Source organism: Bradyrhizobium sp. WU425 (assembly GCF_021052305.1).
In the GTDB taxonomy this organism is placed as follows: domain Bacteria; phylum Pseudomonadota; class Alphaproteobacteria; order Rhizobiales; family Xanthobacteraceae; genus Bradyrhizobium; species Bradyrhizobium canariense_D.
Genome location: NZ_CP088089.1, coordinates 312424 through 329142 on the forward strand (window position 1 = coordinate 312424; position 16719 = coordinate 329142).

Annotated in this window: 17 protein-coding genes; 8 read left to right on the forward strand and 9 right to left on the reverse strand. The window is 65.2% G+C overall.

Features of this window, described 5'->3' with window-relative positions; genetic code table 11:
* Positions 1-80 precede the first annotated feature (80 nt).
* Entirely contained in the window at positions 81-1490 is a 1410-nt protein-coding gene (locus BcanWU425_RS01485; RefSeq protein WP_204512886.1) for a TAXI family TRAP transporter solute-binding subunit, read from the reverse strand.
* 191 nt (positions 1491-1681) lie between these two features.
* Here BcanWU425_RS01485 and BcanWU425_RS01490 point away from each other — a divergent pair, with 191 nt between their 5' ends.
* Together BcanWU425_RS01490 and BcanWU425_RS01495 are read left to right on the forward strand one after the other, a co-directional pair.
* Entirely contained in the window at positions 1682-1984 is a 303-nt protein-coding gene (locus BcanWU425_RS01490) for a 4a-hydroxytetrahydrobiopterin dehydratase (protein WP_204512885.1), read from the forward strand.
* A 92-nt stretch (positions 1985-2076) separates the two neighbouring features.
* A complete protein-coding gene (locus BcanWU425_RS01495; RefSeq protein WP_018459760.1) occupies positions 2077-2466 on the forward strand; it encodes a YkvA family protein in 390 nt (129 codons plus the stop codon).
* A 144-nt stretch (positions 2467-2610) separates the two neighbouring features.
* Here the strand turns inward: BcanWU425_RS01495 and BcanWU425_RS01500 are convergent, their stop codons facing one another.
* The 3 genes from BcanWU425_RS01500 to BcanWU425_RS01510 form a co-directional block, all read right to left on the reverse strand.
* Complete coding sequence (locus BcanWU425_RS01500) at positions 2611-3783, reverse strand: TAXI family TRAP transporter solute-binding subunit (RefSeq protein WP_204512884.1); 1173 nt, start codon at positions 3781-3783, stop codon at positions 2611-2613.
* 18 nt (positions 3784-3801) lie between these two features.
* Positions 3802-4644: a hypothetical protein gene (locus BcanWU425_RS01505; protein WP_085348513.1), complete on the reverse strand. Its 843-nt coding sequence runs from the start codon at positions 4642-4644 to the stop codon at positions 3802-3804.
* A 407-nt stretch (positions 4645-5051) separates the two neighbouring features.
* Positions 5052-6026, reverse strand: a complete 975-nt coding sequence (locus BcanWU425_RS01510; RefSeq protein ID WP_018459762.1) for an NADPH:quinone oxidoreductase family protein — start codon at positions 6024-6026, stop codon at positions 5052-5054.
* A 214-nt stretch (positions 6027-6240) separates the two neighbouring features.
* On the opposite strand from BcanWU425_RS01510, the gene BcanWU425_RS01515 reads away from it, so the two are divergent.
* The 6 genes from BcanWU425_RS01515 (at position 6241) to argG (ending at position 12148) form a co-directional block, all read left to right on the forward strand.
* A complete protein-coding gene (locus tag BcanWU425_RS01515; protein ID WP_085354310.1) occupies positions 6241-7080 on the forward strand; it encodes an SDR family oxidoreductase in 840 nt (279 codons plus the stop codon).
* 117 nt (positions 7081-7197) lie between these two features.
* A complete protein-coding gene (locus BcanWU425_RS01520) occupies positions 7198-7860 on the forward strand; it encodes an invasion associated locus B family protein (RefSeq protein ID WP_018459765.1) in 663 nt (220 codons plus the stop codon).
* 169 nt (positions 7861-8029) lie between these two features.
* Positions 8030-9232: a 23S rRNA (adenine(2503)-C(2))-methyltransferase RlmN gene (gene rlmN, locus BcanWU425_RS01525; RefSeq protein WP_018459766.1), complete on the forward strand. Its 1203-nt coding sequence runs from the start codon at positions 8030-8032 to the stop codon at positions 9230-9232.
* Between the two features lie 157 nt (positions 9233-9389).
* The gene (locus BcanWU425_RS01530) at positions 9390-9884 is read left to right on the forward strand and encodes a hypothetical protein (RefSeq protein ID WP_018459767.1); all 495 of its coding nucleotides are present in this window, start codon (positions 9390-9392) and stop codon (positions 9882-9884) included.
* A gap of 56 nt (positions 9885-9940) precedes the next feature.
* Positions 9941-10717 (forward strand): phosphatase PAP2 family protein, encoded by a 777-nt coding sequence (locus tag BcanWU425_RS01535; RefSeq protein ID WP_018459768.1) that lies wholly within the window; start codon positions 9941-9943, stop codon positions 10715-10717.
* A 93-nt stretch (positions 10718-10810) separates the two neighbouring features.
* Positions 10811-12148 (forward strand): argininosuccinate synthase, encoded by a 1338-nt coding sequence (gene argG / locus BcanWU425_RS01540; protein WP_085348510.1) that lies wholly within the window; start codon positions 10811-10813, stop codon positions 12146-12148.
* 143 nt (positions 12149-12291) lie between these two features.
* Here the strand turns inward: argG and BcanWU425_RS37360 are convergent, their stop codons facing one another.
* The 5 genes from BcanWU425_RS37360 to BcanWU425_RS01570 all read right to left on the reverse strand — a co-directional run bounded on the left by BcanWU425_RS37360 (position 12292) and on the right by BcanWU425_RS01570 (position 16700).
* On the reverse strand, positions 12292-14481 hold the full coding sequence (locus tag BcanWU425_RS37360) for an OmpA family protein (protein WP_204512883.1): 2190 nt from the start codon (positions 14479-14481) through the stop codon (positions 12292-12294).
* Positions 14482-14666: 185 nt separating this feature from the next.
* Positions 14667-14909, reverse strand: a complete 243-nt coding sequence (locus BcanWU425_RS01555; protein ID WP_018459772.1) for a hypothetical protein — start codon at positions 14907-14909, stop codon at positions 14667-14669.
* Positions 14909-15394 carry a pyridoxamine 5'-phosphate oxidase family protein gene (locus BcanWU425_RS01560; RefSeq protein ID WP_018459773.1) on the reverse strand — a complete coding sequence of 162 codons (486 nt, stop codon included), beginning with the start codon at positions 15392-15394 and terminating at the stop codon, positions 14909-14911. Before BcanWU425_RS01560 ends, BcanWU425_RS01555 begins: the two co-directional genes overlap by 1 nt.
* A 72-nt stretch (positions 15395-15466) precedes the next feature.
* The gene (locus BcanWU425_RS01565; RefSeq protein ID WP_007598770.1) at positions 15467-15853 is read right to left on the reverse strand and encodes a VOC family protein; all 387 of its coding nucleotides are present in this window, start codon (positions 15851-15853) and stop codon (positions 15467-15469) included.
* A 22-nt stretch (positions 15854-15875) separates the two neighbouring features.
* Positions 15876-16700 carry an FkbM family methyltransferase gene (locus BcanWU425_RS01570; RefSeq protein WP_204512882.1) on the reverse strand — a complete coding sequence of 275 codons (825 nt, stop codon included), beginning with the start codon at positions 16698-16700 and terminating at the stop codon, positions 15876-15878.
* Positions 16701-16719 lie beyond the last annotated feature (19 nt).

The window sequence follows — 16719 nt, forward strand, 5'->3', positions numbered from 1 at the left end:
AGGCGATCGCCCAGGGCGGTCGCCATGGTGAAGCAGACGCTATATTGAGACAATGTGACGCGGCGATAACGCGCGAGCGCTTACGCGTTGCCAGCGGCCCGGAATTGGGCACCGGCGCGCTGCAGGTTCTGCGGCAGGCTGAACAGCACCGCCTTGCGGTCGGCAACCGCCGCATGGAACTGGTCGAGCGCGATGTTGAAGGCGGTGAGCGCACCTTCCTCGATCGCGCCGTGGTCGTAGCAGCGCAGCGTGTCGCGCAGGATCTCGTCGGCCTCGGTCTGCATCTGATCGAGATCTTCGGTCGTTTCGCTCTTTCGAGCGGCGGTGATCATGTCGAGCAGCCGCTCGCGCAGATGGCTGTTGTTGTCGCGCTCGTCCTTCTTCAGATAGCCCGCAAACCAGGCGCCGATCGAGCCCATGGCCGAGAGCGCCATCAGGGTCCACCAGATGTAATCGCTGTATCTGTCGAGGAAGGTCTTTTCTTCGCCGTCGACGAAAGCGGCGGCGCCGGGATGCACGGGAATCACCGCATCCTTGTCGGTGTCGGGCGTTTCGATCTTCGCCGCCAGCGGGAATTCCGTCACCAATTGCTGGCGTACGGAGAAAAGCTGGCGCGTGAACGCCGCGATGGTGGTTTCGGACACTGCTTTGCGCGCCACGATGTGGTGCGAGAAGCTGATGGTCTTGACCTCGTCATCGGGACGATCGGGCGAGCCGCCGTAAGTGCCCGCGGGAATCTCGGCCGCTTCATAGACCGGATGGTTCTGGGCGATCGCATCCGCGGAATCGATCGCGAGAAAGGTCGGCGTGCCGAAATCCTTGGTGGAAGCGGCGATCGCCTCCGCCGTGATCTTGCTGTTGACGGGACCGGCCGCGAGATAGGCATCAGCCCTCTGCGCCTTGATCGCTTCGACGGCTTCGGTTGCCGGGTATTGCACGATCTCGACCTTGGCGGGATCGACACCGTATTGCTGCAGGATCACCTTGAGCAAATTGACGTTGGCCTGGGTGCGGCCGACCACGCCGACCCGATGTCCGGCGAGCTGCGCGATCTTGGTGATCTTCGCGCCCTTCTTCTTGCCCTTGCCGGACACGGACCATAGCGCCACGACGTTCTTGCGCAGGGTCGCAACCGCTTGCGCGTTCTTCGGTACGTCGACGTCGCCGCGCACAATGGCAAGATCGGCCTTGCCTTCCGCGAGCAGATTGGCGCTGGCGGTGGCGCCGTCGGTCTGGATCGGGCGCAATCGCACAGAACTCTTATGCTGCGCGAAGGCCTGGGTCAGTGCCTGCACGACCTTGACGTCATCGCTGTTGGCGGGGCCGACCGCGATCTTCAGCGTCACCGGCCGCATGGCAAAGTAATAGCCGCCGGCGAGCGCGCCAACGATCGCGAGCACCAGCGCGAGAGTCACGAGCGCCGTCTTCCGCGCCGATGATCGCGGCGAGGGCGGGGTGGGCGCTTCGGCCAGGTCCAATCCCCCGGTCATCGATCTCCCGAACATTCGCTTGAGGCTCAGTTTGGTCTTGGCCGGCGGTTTACGCCTGCAAGTGTAGCAAATTTCTTGTCCGGCAGGGTTACATCTCCGTCATGGTTAGCGGATGGGGTCCAATCCCGTATGAACCCGGGGCGTCAGTGCGGTGTTAGGGTAAAGTTCCCCTGAAAGGGACGGAGGCGAGGATGACAGAACGGCTCTCGGCGGAGGCACGCAGGCAGGCGCTGGGCGAACTACCTGGCTGGACCGAGGCTCAAGGACGCGAGGCGATCAGGAAAACCTTTGTCTTCAAGGATTTCAACGAGGCGTTCGGCTTCATGACCCGCGCGGCACTGGTCGCCGAGAAGATGGACCACCACCCCGAATGGCGCAATGTCTACAAGACGGTGGAGGTGGTGCTGTCGACCCATGACGCCGGCGGCGTCACCGCGCTCGACATCGAGCTCGCCAAGGCGATGAACGCCATCGCCAAGCTGACACCAGGCTGACGTCTTGCAGGGGAAGGCCGCGTCCCCATCTTGTGATCAGCACGGGATGCGGCGATCTGCCACCCCAGGCTGGAACGGGGAGTTTGTCGAACATGGCTGCCGAACACAGCGTCGGTTTCGAGCCCGCCGACCGGCTCGCGGAAGATCGTGAGAGCGTGCGCCGCCGCTTCTGGCGCAAGCTGAAGCGTGTCGCCGCGCATCTGCCGTTCGCGGAGGATCTGCTCGCCGCCTATTACTGCGCCTTCGACCGACAGACGCCGCGCCATGTCCAGGCCTCGCTGCTCGGGGCGATCGCCTATTTCATCCTGCCGTTTGATTTCGTTCCCGACGTGATGCCGATCCTCGGCTTCACCGATGACGCCGCCGTACTCGCCACCGCGATCCGCATGGTTGCCAGCCACATCACGAACGAGCATCGCGAAGCCGCCCGCGCCGCGCTGAAGCGCGGGGTGGATGAGGTGGAGCCGGAAGCCGCGCAATAGCTGTCGTCGCATACTCCGCTGTCATTCCTCGCGAAGGTGCGGAATCCAGCACGCCGCGGCCCACCGATTGAACCATAACCGTCTCGGAATGCTGGATCGCCGCCTTCGCGGGCGATGACAGCTGTATGTGTGGATGACTGCTCGCTACTTCTTCTCCGCCTGCGCCTGGGCCTGGGCCTGGGCCTTTTCGGCGTCCCACGCCTGGAATTGCTTGAACAGCGTTTCCTTGTCCGCGTCGGACACTTTTGCGGCCGAGGGGCTCTGTCGCAGGAACGCCTCGAAGCGTTGCCGCGTCACCGGTTCGACGCCGTGGCGGTCGAGCCATTGCTGCGCCACCGGCAATCTGTTCCAGCCCGCCAGGGGCGCCGCGAGCGAGACCTCCTTCCACTTGGGATGGAAGGGCGGGTTCTGCAGCGTCGGGAATTTCGTGAAGAACGCGTCCACGTACAGTGCAAGCTTGCGGTAGCGCTCGGTGTTGGGCGCCCAGTTGTAGGCCGCGAGCACCGCCGGCACCGCGATGGTGTCCACGCTCTCGCCCTCCTTGACCAGGTTCGGATAGTCCTTGGCGGTCAGCGTCGCCGGCAGATAGTCGCTCTGGAGGGGCTTTGCATAATCCACGGTCGCAAGGTGGAAGCGGCCGTCATTGCCGAAGGTCGAAACGGACTTGTACGGTTTGCCGCCGACCACGATGACGGCGTCGATCTCGCCGGCCTTCAGTTTCTCCATCGCGATGCGCTGCTCGACATAAACGAATTTCGCCTTGATCCCGAGCCGCTCGAACACGGTGAGCGCGGTGACGAAGGTGCCGCCGTTGGGCAGATCGACGCTTACAGTTTTGCCTTCCAGATCCTTGAGTGTCGCGACCGATTTTGGCGCGATCACCTGCATCTCTTCGTTGTAGAGCTTCGTCACATAGGTGAATTGCTTCTTGATGTCCTTGGCAAAACCTTTGCGCTCGAGATAGTCGAGCGTATCCGCGCGGACGATTCCGAGATCGACGCCTTGCAGGAACAGGATGTCGGCAACGCTCTGCACCGAACCTCGGCCGACGATTGGCAACACACGAATCCTGTTGCCGTCGTCGAGCACGGAGGCGAGGTCGGCGCCGAATTGCACATAGGTGCCGCCGATCGTGCCGGTGATCAACGTCACGGTGTTGGCGTTCAGCGACTGCTTGGTCGAGGTCGAACCGAACTGGAAGATGGCTTTCAGGCTGTCAGAGACCTTGGCCGGATCATATTCGGTCTGCTCCGCGCGTGCCGCGAAAGCATAGATCATCATGATGGCGGCAAGCGCCATTCTCAAAGCGTTACGCATGATATCCCCTAAAGAGTTCTAGTTCTGAAGCTGGGCGAGGCGTTGCCGCGCCTCCGCCGATCCAAGGCCTGCGGCCTTTTGGTACCAGTCGCGCGCGGCGGTCGCGTCGGCAGCAACGCGCCGCGCGTCGCTCGTGCCCAGCACCGCCGGGTCATAGGTTTGCGCGAGCAGAAATGCAGCCGTTGCATCCTGTGCATTGGCGGCCCGTTCGAGCAGCAGGCGCGCCGCGGCAATGTCGCCGACCGCCAACAGACCGTTCGCGCGCGCCATCAGCCCAGCCAGTGTGTCGGCATCGAGCGTCTTAGCGGGCGGCGGGGGCGCAGGCGGCGCCGCGACTGGCCCGGGCGCCTGGGCTTGCAGCGCGGTTTGATAGGCAGTCGCAATCGCTTCGCGGCTCGGAGCTGAGGCTGCGGGGAGATCCTGCGCGTCAGCGCTCGCCAGCCTTGTGTTGCTCAAGCGCGCCGGGTCCTTGTACGCGGTCTGAGGCCTGTCCGGCACGTTGGCCGACGCCATGGCCTGGTCCAGCTCGGCACCCGTCGGGCCGGCAGCGTCGGCGGCGAAGAGATTGCGGAGACTGGGCTGATACAGCGCGGCCGCAACGGCCAGCGTGGATGCGATGAGAACCGCCGCGAGAACACGCGGGACAATTCTGAGCCGGGGACCCAACGCCCGCGCCGTATATTCGCCTGACTCCGGCACACCGAGCGGATCGGACAGGAACAGTGGAATTGGATCTTCCGGTGACAGATCGAGCCGCGCGGCGCGCGCACGGATATAGGACGCGACGGCCGGATGTGATGCAGCTTGATCGGAATCGAACGATCTCGATTCCGTGGACGGGCGGTACGCCGTCGTCTCCATGGTGATGCTCCCCACTACTAACGCAACGCTGGGGCATCCCGGCTTCAGTCTTTTTGTTGTTGTCCAGAAATGCCCCGCAAACTGGAGCCGGTAAATCGCCGTCTGAATCAGCCCAAAAAACGTCGGCGGCTTGCGCGAATCGGGAGATATTTGGGTTTGATTGAGGCGAGGCGGAGGAATGCCCCGCAATTTTGTCGACAATGGTTGACGGGGATTGACCCGGCGGCGGCGCGGACACTGCCTGTCCCGCGCTCGCGGTCATTCCCCGCGAAGGCGGGAAACCAGTACGCCGCGGCTTCTCGATTCAATGACTGACGTCTCGGAGTACTGGTCGCCCGGTCAAGCCGGGCGATGACAGTTGAGCTCGTGGCGAGCGGCCGTACCGACACACGTCGCGCCGCATAGCCTCACGGATGCAGGATCACTTTGCCCATCGCCTGGCGTCCGGCGAGCACCTTGAGCGCATCCGCCGTCTGCGCCAGCGGGAAGACGCGATCGACATGCGAGGAGATCTTTCCTTCCGCTGTCCACTTCACGAGCTTCTCGAGATTGGCGCGGTTCTTTTCCGGGTTGAGTCGGGTCCATGCGCCCCAGAACACGCCGCGGATGTCGCAGCCTTTCAGCAGCGCGAGGTTCAGCGGCATCTTCGGAATGTCGCCGGCGGCGAAGCCGATCACGAGGAAGCGGCCTTCCCAGGCAATCGAGCGCAGGGCCTGCTCGGCATAGGTGCCACCAACCGGATCGAAGATGATGTCGACGCCCTTGCCGCCCGTAAGCTTTCGCAGGCCTTCCTTCAAATCTTCCTTGCCGTAATTGAGCGCGAGTTCTGCGCCGTGCGCCTTCGCGAATTCGAGCTTCTCGTCCGACGAGGCGCAGGCGATCACCTTCAGGCCCATCAGCTTGCCGAGCTCGCACGCGGCAAGTCCGGTGCCGCCGGCGGCGCCGAGCACCGCGAGCGTCTCGCCCGGCTTCGGGCTCGCGCGATCTTCCAGCGCATGCAGCGCGGTGCCGTAGATGATGATGATGCCGGCCGCGCGGTCATAATCGAGATTGTCGGGGATCTTCACGATCGATGCCGCCGGCAGCGCGATCTTTTCGCGCGCGCCGTTGTGGCCGCAGGAGGCGACGACGCGATCGCCGATCTTCAGATCAGTCACGCCGGGACCGATGCTCTCGATCACCCCAGCCACTTCGGCGGCCGGCGAGAACGGGAATGGCGGCTTGATCTGGTACTTGCCTTGAATCATCAGGATGTCGAAGAAGTTCAGCGCCGCAGCCTTGATCGCGATCACGGCTTCGCCGGGACCGGCCACCGGATCCGGCACGTCGGCCAGAACGAGATCGTCGGGCTGGCAATATTGCGAGCAGAGGATGGCTTTCATGGCGGCACCTTCTTGAGAAGTGAAGTACTGGGCGTTTCGAGTAGATTTATAGTTTGCCCGTTTCTGCCGGATTTAGGTGCGGGCGACAATCCGGTTTCTTTGTCAGTTGGAACGCAGGAGCCTATCCTCCCGTCATTGGGAGCGTAGCGAAGCCTATTTCCGCGGTACGGTTTCCCGCTGCGCGCGCAACGACGAAACAAGAAGGATTCAAACCATGTTTGAAACAGGCCTGCTCAAGGACAAGCGCATCCTCGTCACCGGCGGCGGTTCGGGCCTCGGTGCTGCAATGGCGCACCGTTTCCTCGCGCTCGGCGCCGAGCTCGTGATCTGCGGCCGCAAGCTCGATCGGCTCGAGGCGGCGGCGAGCAAGATGCGCGAAGAGACCGGCGGCAAGGTCACCACGATCGCCTGCGATATCCGCGACGGCACCGCCGTCGAGAGCATGATGGACGCGATCTGGCGCGGGGCGCCGCTCGATATTCTCGTCAACAATGCGGCTGCGACTTTCATCGCGCAGAGTGAGCATCTCTCATTCCGCGCCGCGGATGCGATTCTCGCGCCGACCCTGCATGGTGCGATGTATTGCACGCTTGCCGCCGGCAAGCGCTGGATCGACGGCAAGCATGGCGGCGTCGTGCTCTCGATCCTCTCGACCTCGACCATCACCGGTCGCGCCTTCACCGTGCCGTCGGCGATGGCGAAGTCGGCCGTGTTGGCGATGACCAAAAGTCTCGCCGTGGAATGGGGCCCGAAGGGAATCCGCACCGTCGCGATCGCGCCGGGACCGTTCCCGACCGCCGGCGCCTCGGGCCAGCTCCGCCCCGAGGGTCGCGACGAAGGGTGGGCCGCGCGCAACCCGATGGGACGCGCCGGCGAGCACCCCGAGCTTGCCGACCTCGCCAGCTTCCTGGTCTCCGACCGTGCCGGCTACATCAACGGCGAGATGGTGGTGATCGACGGTGGCGCGCATTTGCGCAGCTCCGGCGCCGAGGATTTGTTGCGCTGGACCGATGCGCAATGGGCGGAACAACGCGCGGCGCGATCCAGGGCCTAGTCGCCGCGACCTTCGCTAACTGCCTTCCCAAATTGGACTTTCCCGGCTATCCCTGCCCCGGGGACAATGCGCGACCGGGCCATCTTCCAGTCACAATATTGAGGGAACCACTCCAGCATGTGGCGGGTGCTGATTTTAGCTTTGATGACGGGCGTGGCGGCCTGTGGAATCATCGATTCCGCGCGGGCGCAGACGGCGCAGCCTGCGCCCAAGACTGCACCGAAAGAGGCCGCGCCGAAACCGGCCGCGCCGGCGGCCAATACGACCGGAAAGACGGCTGCAAAGCCCGAGAGCAAGCCGGCGGCCCCGCACGCGGCGGTTGCCGGCGGCGCGGAGCCAACCCTGATCGGTCAGTTCGGCACCTGGGGCGCCTATTCGGCCGCGCCCAACGGCAAAAAGGTCTGCTTCGCGCTGGCCAAGCCGTCGTCGTCGAAGACCAACCCGCCGAATCGGCCGCGCGATCCTGCCTATGCCTTCGTCTCCACCCGCCCGGCGGAGAAGGTCAACAACGAAGTCTCGGTCATGATCGGCTATGCGCTGAAGCCGGGCTCTGAATCCTCGGTCGAGGTGGGCGGCGCCGCTTTCGCCATGTACTCGCAGGGCGACGGTCTCTGGATCAAGAACGCGGCCGAGGAAGAGCGGATGGTCGAGGCCATGCGCAAATCCGCCGATCTCGTGGTCAAGGGCATGTCGTCCAAGGGAACCGAGACCACCGACACCTTTTCGCTGAAGGGCCTTGCCCAGGCGCTCGACAAGATCGCGCAGGATTGCAGGCGTTAAGCCTGCGGTCGATAAGGTCGCAATCGGCCGTTCCGGTTGCTATATAGGGCGCGTTCCAGATTTTCTCCCGTCATTCCGGGGCGATGCGTAGCATCGAACTCGGAATCTCGAGGTTCCGGGTTTAGTCCTTTGGACCATCCCAGAACGACCACCTAAATCAGGCCATTCCATGCAACCGACGACCGAGCCGCACAACGCAACACTGGTGGAGAAGACTCCGCTCGAGACCTATGTGCCGCCGGCGAGGCCCTCGCTGATCGGCCTGTCGCGCACCGAGCTTGCCGATCGCCTCGGCGAGATCGGCGTTGCACCGGCGCAGCGCAAGATGCGCGTGCAGCAGCTGTGGCACTGGATGTATTTCCGTGGCGCCCAGAATTTCGAAGAGATGACGTCGGTCTCGAAGGGCATTCGTGCCGAGCTCGCGCAACATTTTACCGTCGACCGGCCCGAAGTCGTGGCCGAGCAGATCTCCAACGACGGCACCCGCAAATGGCTGCTGCGGCTGCCGAGCGGCGACAATGTCGAGCGGGCGCATGAAGTCGAGTGCGTCTACATCCCCGAAACCGATCGCGGCACGTTGTGTGTGTCCTCCCAGGTCGGCTGCACGCTGAACTGCTCGTTCTGCCACACCGGCACGCAGCGCCTGGTGCGCAATCTCACCGCCGGGGAGATCGTCGGACAGGTGATGGTGGCGCGCGATCGTCTGAATGATTGGGCCGATCGCGAAGACGGTACGCGCCGCGTCACCAACATCGTGATGATGGGCATGGGCGAGCCGCTCTACAATTTCGACGCGGTGCGCGACGCGCTGCTGATCGTCGGCGACAACGAAGGCATCGGCATCTCCCGCCGCCGCATCACGCTGTCGACCTCGGGTGTGGTCCCGAATATCGTGCGCGCGGGCGAGGAGATTGGAGTGATGCTCGCGATCTCGCTGCATGCGGTGCGCGACGAGCTGCGTAACGAGCTGGTGCCGCTCAACCGCAAATATCCGATCAAGGAATTGCTGCAGGCCTGCCGCGACTATCCCGGCGCCTCGAACGCGCGCCGCATCACCTTCGAATATGTGATGCTCAAGGGCGTCAACGATTCGCTCGACGATGCCAAGCTGCTGGTGAAGATGCTCAAGGGCATTCACGCCAAGATCAATCTGATCCCGTTCAACCCCTGGCCCGGCACCGCCTATGAGTGCTCGGACTGGGACCAGATCGAAAAATTCTCCGAATACGTCTTCAACGCCGGCTATTCCTCGCCGGTGCGCACTCCGCGCGGCCGCGACATCCTCGCCGCCTGCGGCCAGCTCAAGTCGGAGACGGAAAAGCTCTCGGCCCGTGAACGCCAGACGCTGCGGGCCATGGCGATGACGGATTGATATTGATGATGGCGACGCTCTCAACGCCCGTCATGGCCGGGCTTGACCCGGCCATCCACGTCGAGCCACGAGAGAGCAAGTCGTGGATGCCCGGGTCAAGCCCGGGCATGACGATTGTGGATGTGGCGACGCCGTCAGTCACCAATTCGTTCCCATCATGTCCCTGATCGGCCGCCTCGTCGTCATCTTCATCGGCTTCCTCGCCGCCTGTTTCGTCGGCGGCATGATCGTTGTCGTCGCGCTGTTGTTTCCGGAGTTCGCCGATCTCGGCGCCGGTCCCGTCGATCAGGGCACGATCGATATCCTGCTCGGGTTCGGCTTCATCTTCGTCTCGGGCTTTGCGCTGGTGCCGGCGGCGGTGATCGTGGCGATCACCGAGGCGCTCTACATCCGCAGCGCGCTCGCCTATGCCGTGGGCGGAGGCGTCGTGGGGCTCGCCTGCTATCTCGGCCTGGTCCCGTTTCATTCCGACACGCTGCAATTCGAAGGCATTGTGCGGCGGCATCTGGAGATCATGACCGGCGCGGGCATCGTCGCCGGCGTCGTCTACTGGCTGATCGCCGGCCGCAATGCCGGCGCTTGGCGCAATCCGCCGCCTGCGCGCCAGCCGCCTCCGCCGCTGCCGTCGAATTCGCGGCCGGATGCGCGGTGACTTTCTGACTTGTCACGGGGTTTTCATCCCTTTCCCACTGGGCTAAACCGCGCGCCATGAACCGGACTGGACTCTTCATCGCCCTGGCGCTGTGGCTCGTGATCGGCGTCGTTTTCGGCCTCTATCCCGAGCTTGATCTCAAGCTCGCCGCGCTGTTCTTCGACCCTGAGACGAAAACGTTTCCGCTCAAGCTGAACGGTTGGGCCGGCTTCGCGCGCGACGCCGCGATGTGGGTCGCCTGGGCGTTCGTGCTGCCTGCGCTGATCGCGCTCGTGGTCAAGATGGTCCGGCCCGACCGCCCGCTGATGGTATCCGGTCGCGCGATCGTCTTCCTGCTGGTCACGATCATCATGTCGGCCGGCATCCTCACCAATCTCGCCTTCAAGTCCTATTGGGGCCGGCCGCGCCCGGTGGTGGTGACGCAGTTCGCCGGCGACCAGCAATTCGTGCCGTGGTGGGATCCGCGCGGGGGCTGCGCGCGCAACTGCTCGTTCTTCTCGGGCGAGGGCGCGACCGCGTTCTGGACGCTGGCGCCGGCCGCACTGGCACCGCCGGCGTGGCGACCGCTCGCTTATGCCGGAGCCGTGGTGTTCGGCCTCGTGACCAGCGGGCTGCGGATGGCCTTTGGTGGCCATTTCTTCACCGACGTGTCGATCGCCGGCCTCGTCACCTTCGTCGTGATCTGGTTTGCCTACGCGCTGATTTACCGCTGGCCGCGGACCCGGTTTTCCGACGAGGCGGTCGATGCCGCCCTGACTCGGCTGAACATGCCCGCTTACCGGCTCCGCCAGCGCCTGTTCGGACGCAAGACGGGTGCCGAGCCGTCAGTTTGAGCCATTAAAGGGGTGCCGAGCCCCGCGAAATTTGATATTCGCGCGGTCAACCCGTGAAACGACATCAGCCCTTCGAGACCGATTGGAAGCCCCATGACCACGATCCTGAAAAGCCTGCCCAAGGGGGAGAAAGTCGGCATCGCTTTTTCGGGCGGCCTCGATACCAGCGCGGCGCTGCTCTGGATGAAGCAGAAGGGCGCGCGCTGCTACGCCTATACCGCCAATCTCGGCCAGCCGGATGAGGCCGATTACAACGAGATCCCGCGCAAGGCGATGGAGTTCGGCGCGGAGAAAGCGCTGCTGGTCGATTGCCGCAAGCAGCTCGTCCACGAAGGCATCGCCGCGATCCAGTCCGGCGCCTTTCATATCTCGACCGGCGGCATCACCTATTTCAACACCACGCCGCTCGGGCGCGCCGTCACCGGCACGATGCTGGTCGCGGCGATGAAGGAGGACGGCGTCAACATCTGGGGCGACGGCTCGACCTTCAAGGGCAACGACATCGAGCGCTTCTATCGCTACGGCCTCCTGACCAATCCGGGCCTGCGCATCTACAAGCCCTGGCTCGACCAGCAGTTCATTGACGAGCTCGGCGGCCGCGCCGAGATGTCGGCGTTCATGACGGCGCAGGGCTTTGCCTACAAGATGAGCGCCGAGAAGGCGTATTCGACCGACAGCAATCTGCTCGGCGCGACGCACGAGGCCAAGGATCTTGAAAGTCTCGACAGCGGCATCAAGATCGTCAACCCGATCATGGGCGTGCCGTTCTGGCGTGACGACTGCAACGTCAAGGCCGAGAAGGTTGTGGTGCGTTTCGAGGAAGGCCAGCCGGTCGCGCTGAACGGCCAGACCTTCTCTGATCCCGTCGCGCTGTTCCTCGAAGCTAACGCCATCGGCGGCCGCCACGGCCTCGGCATGAGCGACCAGATCGAGAACCGCATCATCGAGGCCAAGAGCCGCGGCATCTATGAAGCGCCCGGCATGGCGCTGCTGCACATCGCCTATGAGCGCCTCGTCACCGGCATCCACAACGAAGACACCATCGAGCAGTACCGCATCAGCGGCATGCGCCTCGGACGCCTGCTCTACCAGGGCCGCTGGTTCGATTCGCAGGCCCTGATGTTGCGCGAGACCGCGCAGCGCTGGGTCGCGCGCGCCGTCACCGGCGAGGTCTCGCTCGAGCTGCGCCGTGGCAACGACTACTCGATCCTCAACACCGAAAGCCCGAACCTCACCTATGCGCCGGAGCGGCTCAGCATGGAGAAGGTCGAGGACGCGGCGTTCACGCCGGCCGATCGCATTGGTCAGCTCACCATGCGCAACCTCGACATCAACGATACCCGCGCCAAGCTCAAGCTCTACAGCGACACGGGTCTGTTGTCGGGCAGTGAAGGCTCGCAGATCTTCCGGCTGGAGAGCGACAAGGGCTGACGCGCCCGTAGCCCGAATGGAGCGCAGCGAAATCCGGGATTCTCTAACTAAGCCGATAGAACCCGGATTACGCTTCGCTCCATCGGGCTACGAAACAAAAATGGCCGGGATTGCTCCCGGCCATTTTGCATTTGTGTGTCGCCTCAGCGCGGCGGCGCGGTGCCGGGCGGGGGCGGCGGCAGCGAGGCCTGGCCGCCGTTGAGCAACGGCGTGATGTTGCGGACGGTGACGCGCCGGTTGATCGCGCTCGGTCCTTGCGTCTGCTCCTTCAGGTACTGCTCGCCATAGCCTTGCGACGTCAGGTTTTCAGACGGCACACCGAATTGCTGGGTCAGCAATTCGGCCGCGGACTGCGCACGACGGTCCGACAATGACAAATTGTCGACGTCGTTGCCGACCGCGTCGGTGTGACCTTCGATCAGGAACACCACGCGCGGGTTGGCCTGGATCGCACGGTTGAGACCGTCCGCGATCGACTGCAGCTTCGCCGCCTGGTCCGGTGGGATGGTCCACGATCCGGTCTCGAAGTTGATCGTGTTGAGGTCGATGCTCGGCATTTGCATGCGAACATTCGGGCTGTAGCGGATCTCGTCGAGCGTGTAGCGACGGTTGATCCGCTGCACCGGCGGCGCCACCATCGTCTCGTAGATCACGTCCGGCGAGGCCTCCTGGGCGTCGACGATATAGCGATCGTAGGGCATGTTGACGACGGGCGGCGGCGCGTCGACATAGAAACCGCCGACCGACTGAGGATCGCGGTAGCTGTTGTCGATGATGACGAGCTCGCGCCCGGCCGGGTCCCTGCGGATTCGCCGCAGCAGCCGACCGTCCTGACCTACAACGGTAATGATCTCGCTGCCGTCGGGACGGATCACCACGGTGCGGGTATCGGCGCCGACAGTTTCGGTGCGGATGTCGCGGGCGCCATAGCGGAAGCGATAGAGATCGTTGCCGCGGACGTAGGTCTGCCCACCCGGATCGCGGATGATGATGCGGTCCGGCTCGGTGTAGACGGTGCGGCCGCCTTCGACCGACTCGCGGCGCTGGTTGCGGTAGTCGGCGATGGTGGCGCCGATCACGGCACCGGCGACGACACCTGCACCGATCGCGAGCGGCGTCAGGTCACGCTGCGGCGGACGCGGCGGTGGCGGCAGGGGCGTGGTCGTCGTGGGCGCGGCGCGGAACGCCGGCGCAACCGTGGGCGCCGCGTATTGCGCCCTGTTGGGCGGCGGGGTCGCAGCCGCAGAGCCCGGCACGGTGCTCGGTGCAGCGGCGCCGGCGGGGGGAGCCGGCGGCCGGGGCGGGGCGCCTGCCTGCGGCTGGGTCGGCGGAGCTCCGGCAGCGGGCGCACCAGCAGCGGGTGCGCCAGCAGGAGGCGCACCACCCTGGCGTCCAGGGGGCGGTGTCACGGCGCCACCGGGGGCCGGCGTCGTTGTCGGAGCCGGAGTTGCACCAGGCGCAGGAGGCGAACCTGGACGGCCGGGCGGCGGCGTCGGAGTGCCACCGGGGGTCGGCGTGGCCGTCGGCGCGGGCGTGGCGCCTGGAGCAGGTGACCCTGCAGCCGGGGGCGCACCAGGACGTCCGCCGGGGGGCGGCGTACCGGGGCGGCCAGTCGGCGGCGTGCCCGGCGTGCTGCCTGGAGCCGGCGTCGCGGTCGGCGCAGGAGTCGCCGTCGGTGACGGTGTGGCTGAAGGTGCAGCCGGAGCGGGTGCACCCGGTCGCGCGGTCGGAGCGGCCGGCGCAGGCGACGGTGTTGCCGTGGGCGCCGGCGCTGGGCGTCCCTGAGGAGTTGCTGCAGGCGGCGGCGGTGGTGTCGGGTGAGCCGCGGGCGGCGGAGGCGTGGGTGCGTGCTGCTGCGGAGCCGCGGCGGGTGGCGGCGCTGGCGGCGTGGGCGCCGGGCGCGCGGCAGGCGGTGCCGGAGGCGGCGGTGTCGGCGCGTGCTGTTGCGGAGCCGCAGCCGGGGGCGGCGCAGGTTGCTTCGGGGCGGCGGGCGGCGGTGGGGGCGGCGGCGGTGCCGGACGGGCCGCAGGTGGTGGCGGGGGCGGTGGCGGCGCTGCTGGGCGCGGCGGTGCCGCAGCCGGCGGAGGCGCTGCCGGCGGATGGGGAGGTGCAGCTGCGGGCGGCGGTGCGGCCGGGCGCGCGGGCGCCGCAGGCGGCGCGGCCGCTGGTGGTCCCTTCGGCGGCTGCTTCGGTTTTCCGTCAGGGCCGGTCTCTTGTGGCTGCGCCTGCGCGACGACAAGCGGCGGCGCGCCTTGTGCATGCGATGCGGAGCTTGCGAATTGCATCGCGGTCAGAGCCGTGGTGGCAAGCAGCACGAAACGAAGGTTGGTCATGTGGTGAACTTCCCCGGAAGGTTCTTTGACGAAGTGTTCGGATGAACAGCTACGCGTTAGGCCGGATTGTGGCGGACGAAGCGGACGCGGCCCGATTTATTTCTGCACGCAAATCACCTCACTATGGTGACGTTCATTGCGCATTCAGACGCAGGTTGCAATTGCCTCGGATGTGATGCGTCGCCTCATGCGCGATCCCGCGGCGGACTTGCATCCGTCGCGGGATTCGGCGTGAGCGGTCCGTTCGGTCCGCGTGATGGAATCTCTTCAGGCATGCGGCCCGGCAATTCGTCGGGCGGCGCTGGCGAGCCGGGCTCGCGCACCGGCGGTGCGATTTCAGGCTGCGGATTGCTCGGCGGAATCCCCGGCGGCGGTTCGGTGGGCGTACCGGGCGTCGACGGCGGTATCTCGGGCGGCTCGATCGGCATTACATAGAGACCTTGCGGTTGTCGCCGAGATCGGGGCGCGTGTTCGTCACCGCCGCGGCCGCCATCTTCACATAGGAAATCACGGTGCCGGGCGAGTCCCAGAACTCGGCATCGTCAGGCGTGACCTTGAGCACGCGGATGTTCGGATCTTCCGCAGAGTCCCACCACGCCTTGGCCGGCGTCGAGAACAGCTCCTTGATCTTGGCACGGTCATTGGAGATCATTGCGGTGCCCGTCAGCGACACGTATTTCTGGCTGCCGGCATCTGCGAACGACAGGTTGATGGACGGATTGCGCGCGATCTCCTCGTCCTTGTGACGCCGCGCGTCGGTGAGGAAATAAATCGTGTTCGCGTTGCGGTCGAGATAGGCGCTCATCGGCCGCGCGCGGAGCTTGTCGCCATCGCGCGTCACCAGCATCGCGAATCCGATCGTCTTCATCAGATCCCATACGCGGTCGACGTCGCGGGCATTGTCGTTGGCCATGTCGTGCTCCTTCTTGCAAGGGACGACAACGGCGCGCGCGGAACGAGGTTCCGGCCGAAGGATGGAACTTATCTATTCCGGCGCGTGGCAAACCGCCTCGATGTTGTGTCCATCAGGGTCGAGCACGAAGGCGCCGTAATAGGTCGGATGGTAATGCGCCCGGATGCCCGGCGGCCCGTTGTCGCGCCCGCCCGCTGCAATCGCCGCCTTGTAGAACGCGTCTACCGTGGCGCGGTCCTTCGCCAGAATCGCGACATGCACCGGCTTGTTCAGCGCGCCCTCGCCGCCGATCCAGAAATCCGGCTTGCCGTCGGCGCCGAAGCCGGCGGCTGGATCGTGTCCGGTCTGCTCCTGCGTGACCTCCATGATCAGGCTGTAGCCGAGCGGCGCCAATGCCTTGGCGTAGAACGCCTTGGCGCGCTCATAGTCGGAGACCGGGAAGCCCATATGGTCGATCATTCGTAACCTCCGTTGTTCGTCGTCAGCGCGACAGGAACGTATTGCTCCGCGTCTTGCGCGCAACCACGAAACCGCGCGCGACCATGTCGGCGATACAATCGTCCCGCCATTCCTTTTGCGACAAATGCTCGATTACCACCGCGCGCGGCCATAGCAATTGCGGCGCGTCGCGGAAGAAGCCGATCAAAACGCGATCCTCGAAGCCCTCGACGTCGATCTTCAGCGCGTCCACCTTGGTGACGCCGGCGTCGCCGAGAATGCGCGTCAACCGCAGCGAGGGCACCTTGATGGCCTCCGCGCTGGCCGTGCCAGTGACGACATGCGTGGCACCGAGATTGCCGCCGCCGCTCTCGATCATCAGCTCGCCGTCGCTGTCGCCGGCGGCCGCCTGCACCAGGCGCACCTGCGTCGCTTTCGACGCGGCCTGGTTGAACGACAGCCGTCCAAACGTCATCGGATGCGGCTCGATGGCGATCACTTTGCCTGATGGCCCGACCTGTCGCGCCATCACCAGCGCGAAGGTGCCGACATTGGCGCCGACGTCGACGAACACGCCGCCCTCCGGGGTGTGCTGGCGCAGGAAGTCGAGCTCGTCGAGATTGTAATCGGGATTGAACAGCGCGCCGCGCTCGGTGGCGCTGCCCTGGTGATAGAAGCGGAACGATGCGCCCTGGTATTGCATGTCGATGGGGCCACCGCGCAGCAGGTTCACCAATCGCGACAGCCAGGGCCGGAACGCGCCGCGCTTCAGCCCCGATTGTGTCGCGAGGCGAATGATCGCGGCCTGCGCCGCGTTCGGCGCAAACGCGCCGAACGGCGCGGACGAAGGGGCATTATCGGTCGCCAAGTCAAAGTCCTCGTTGCAA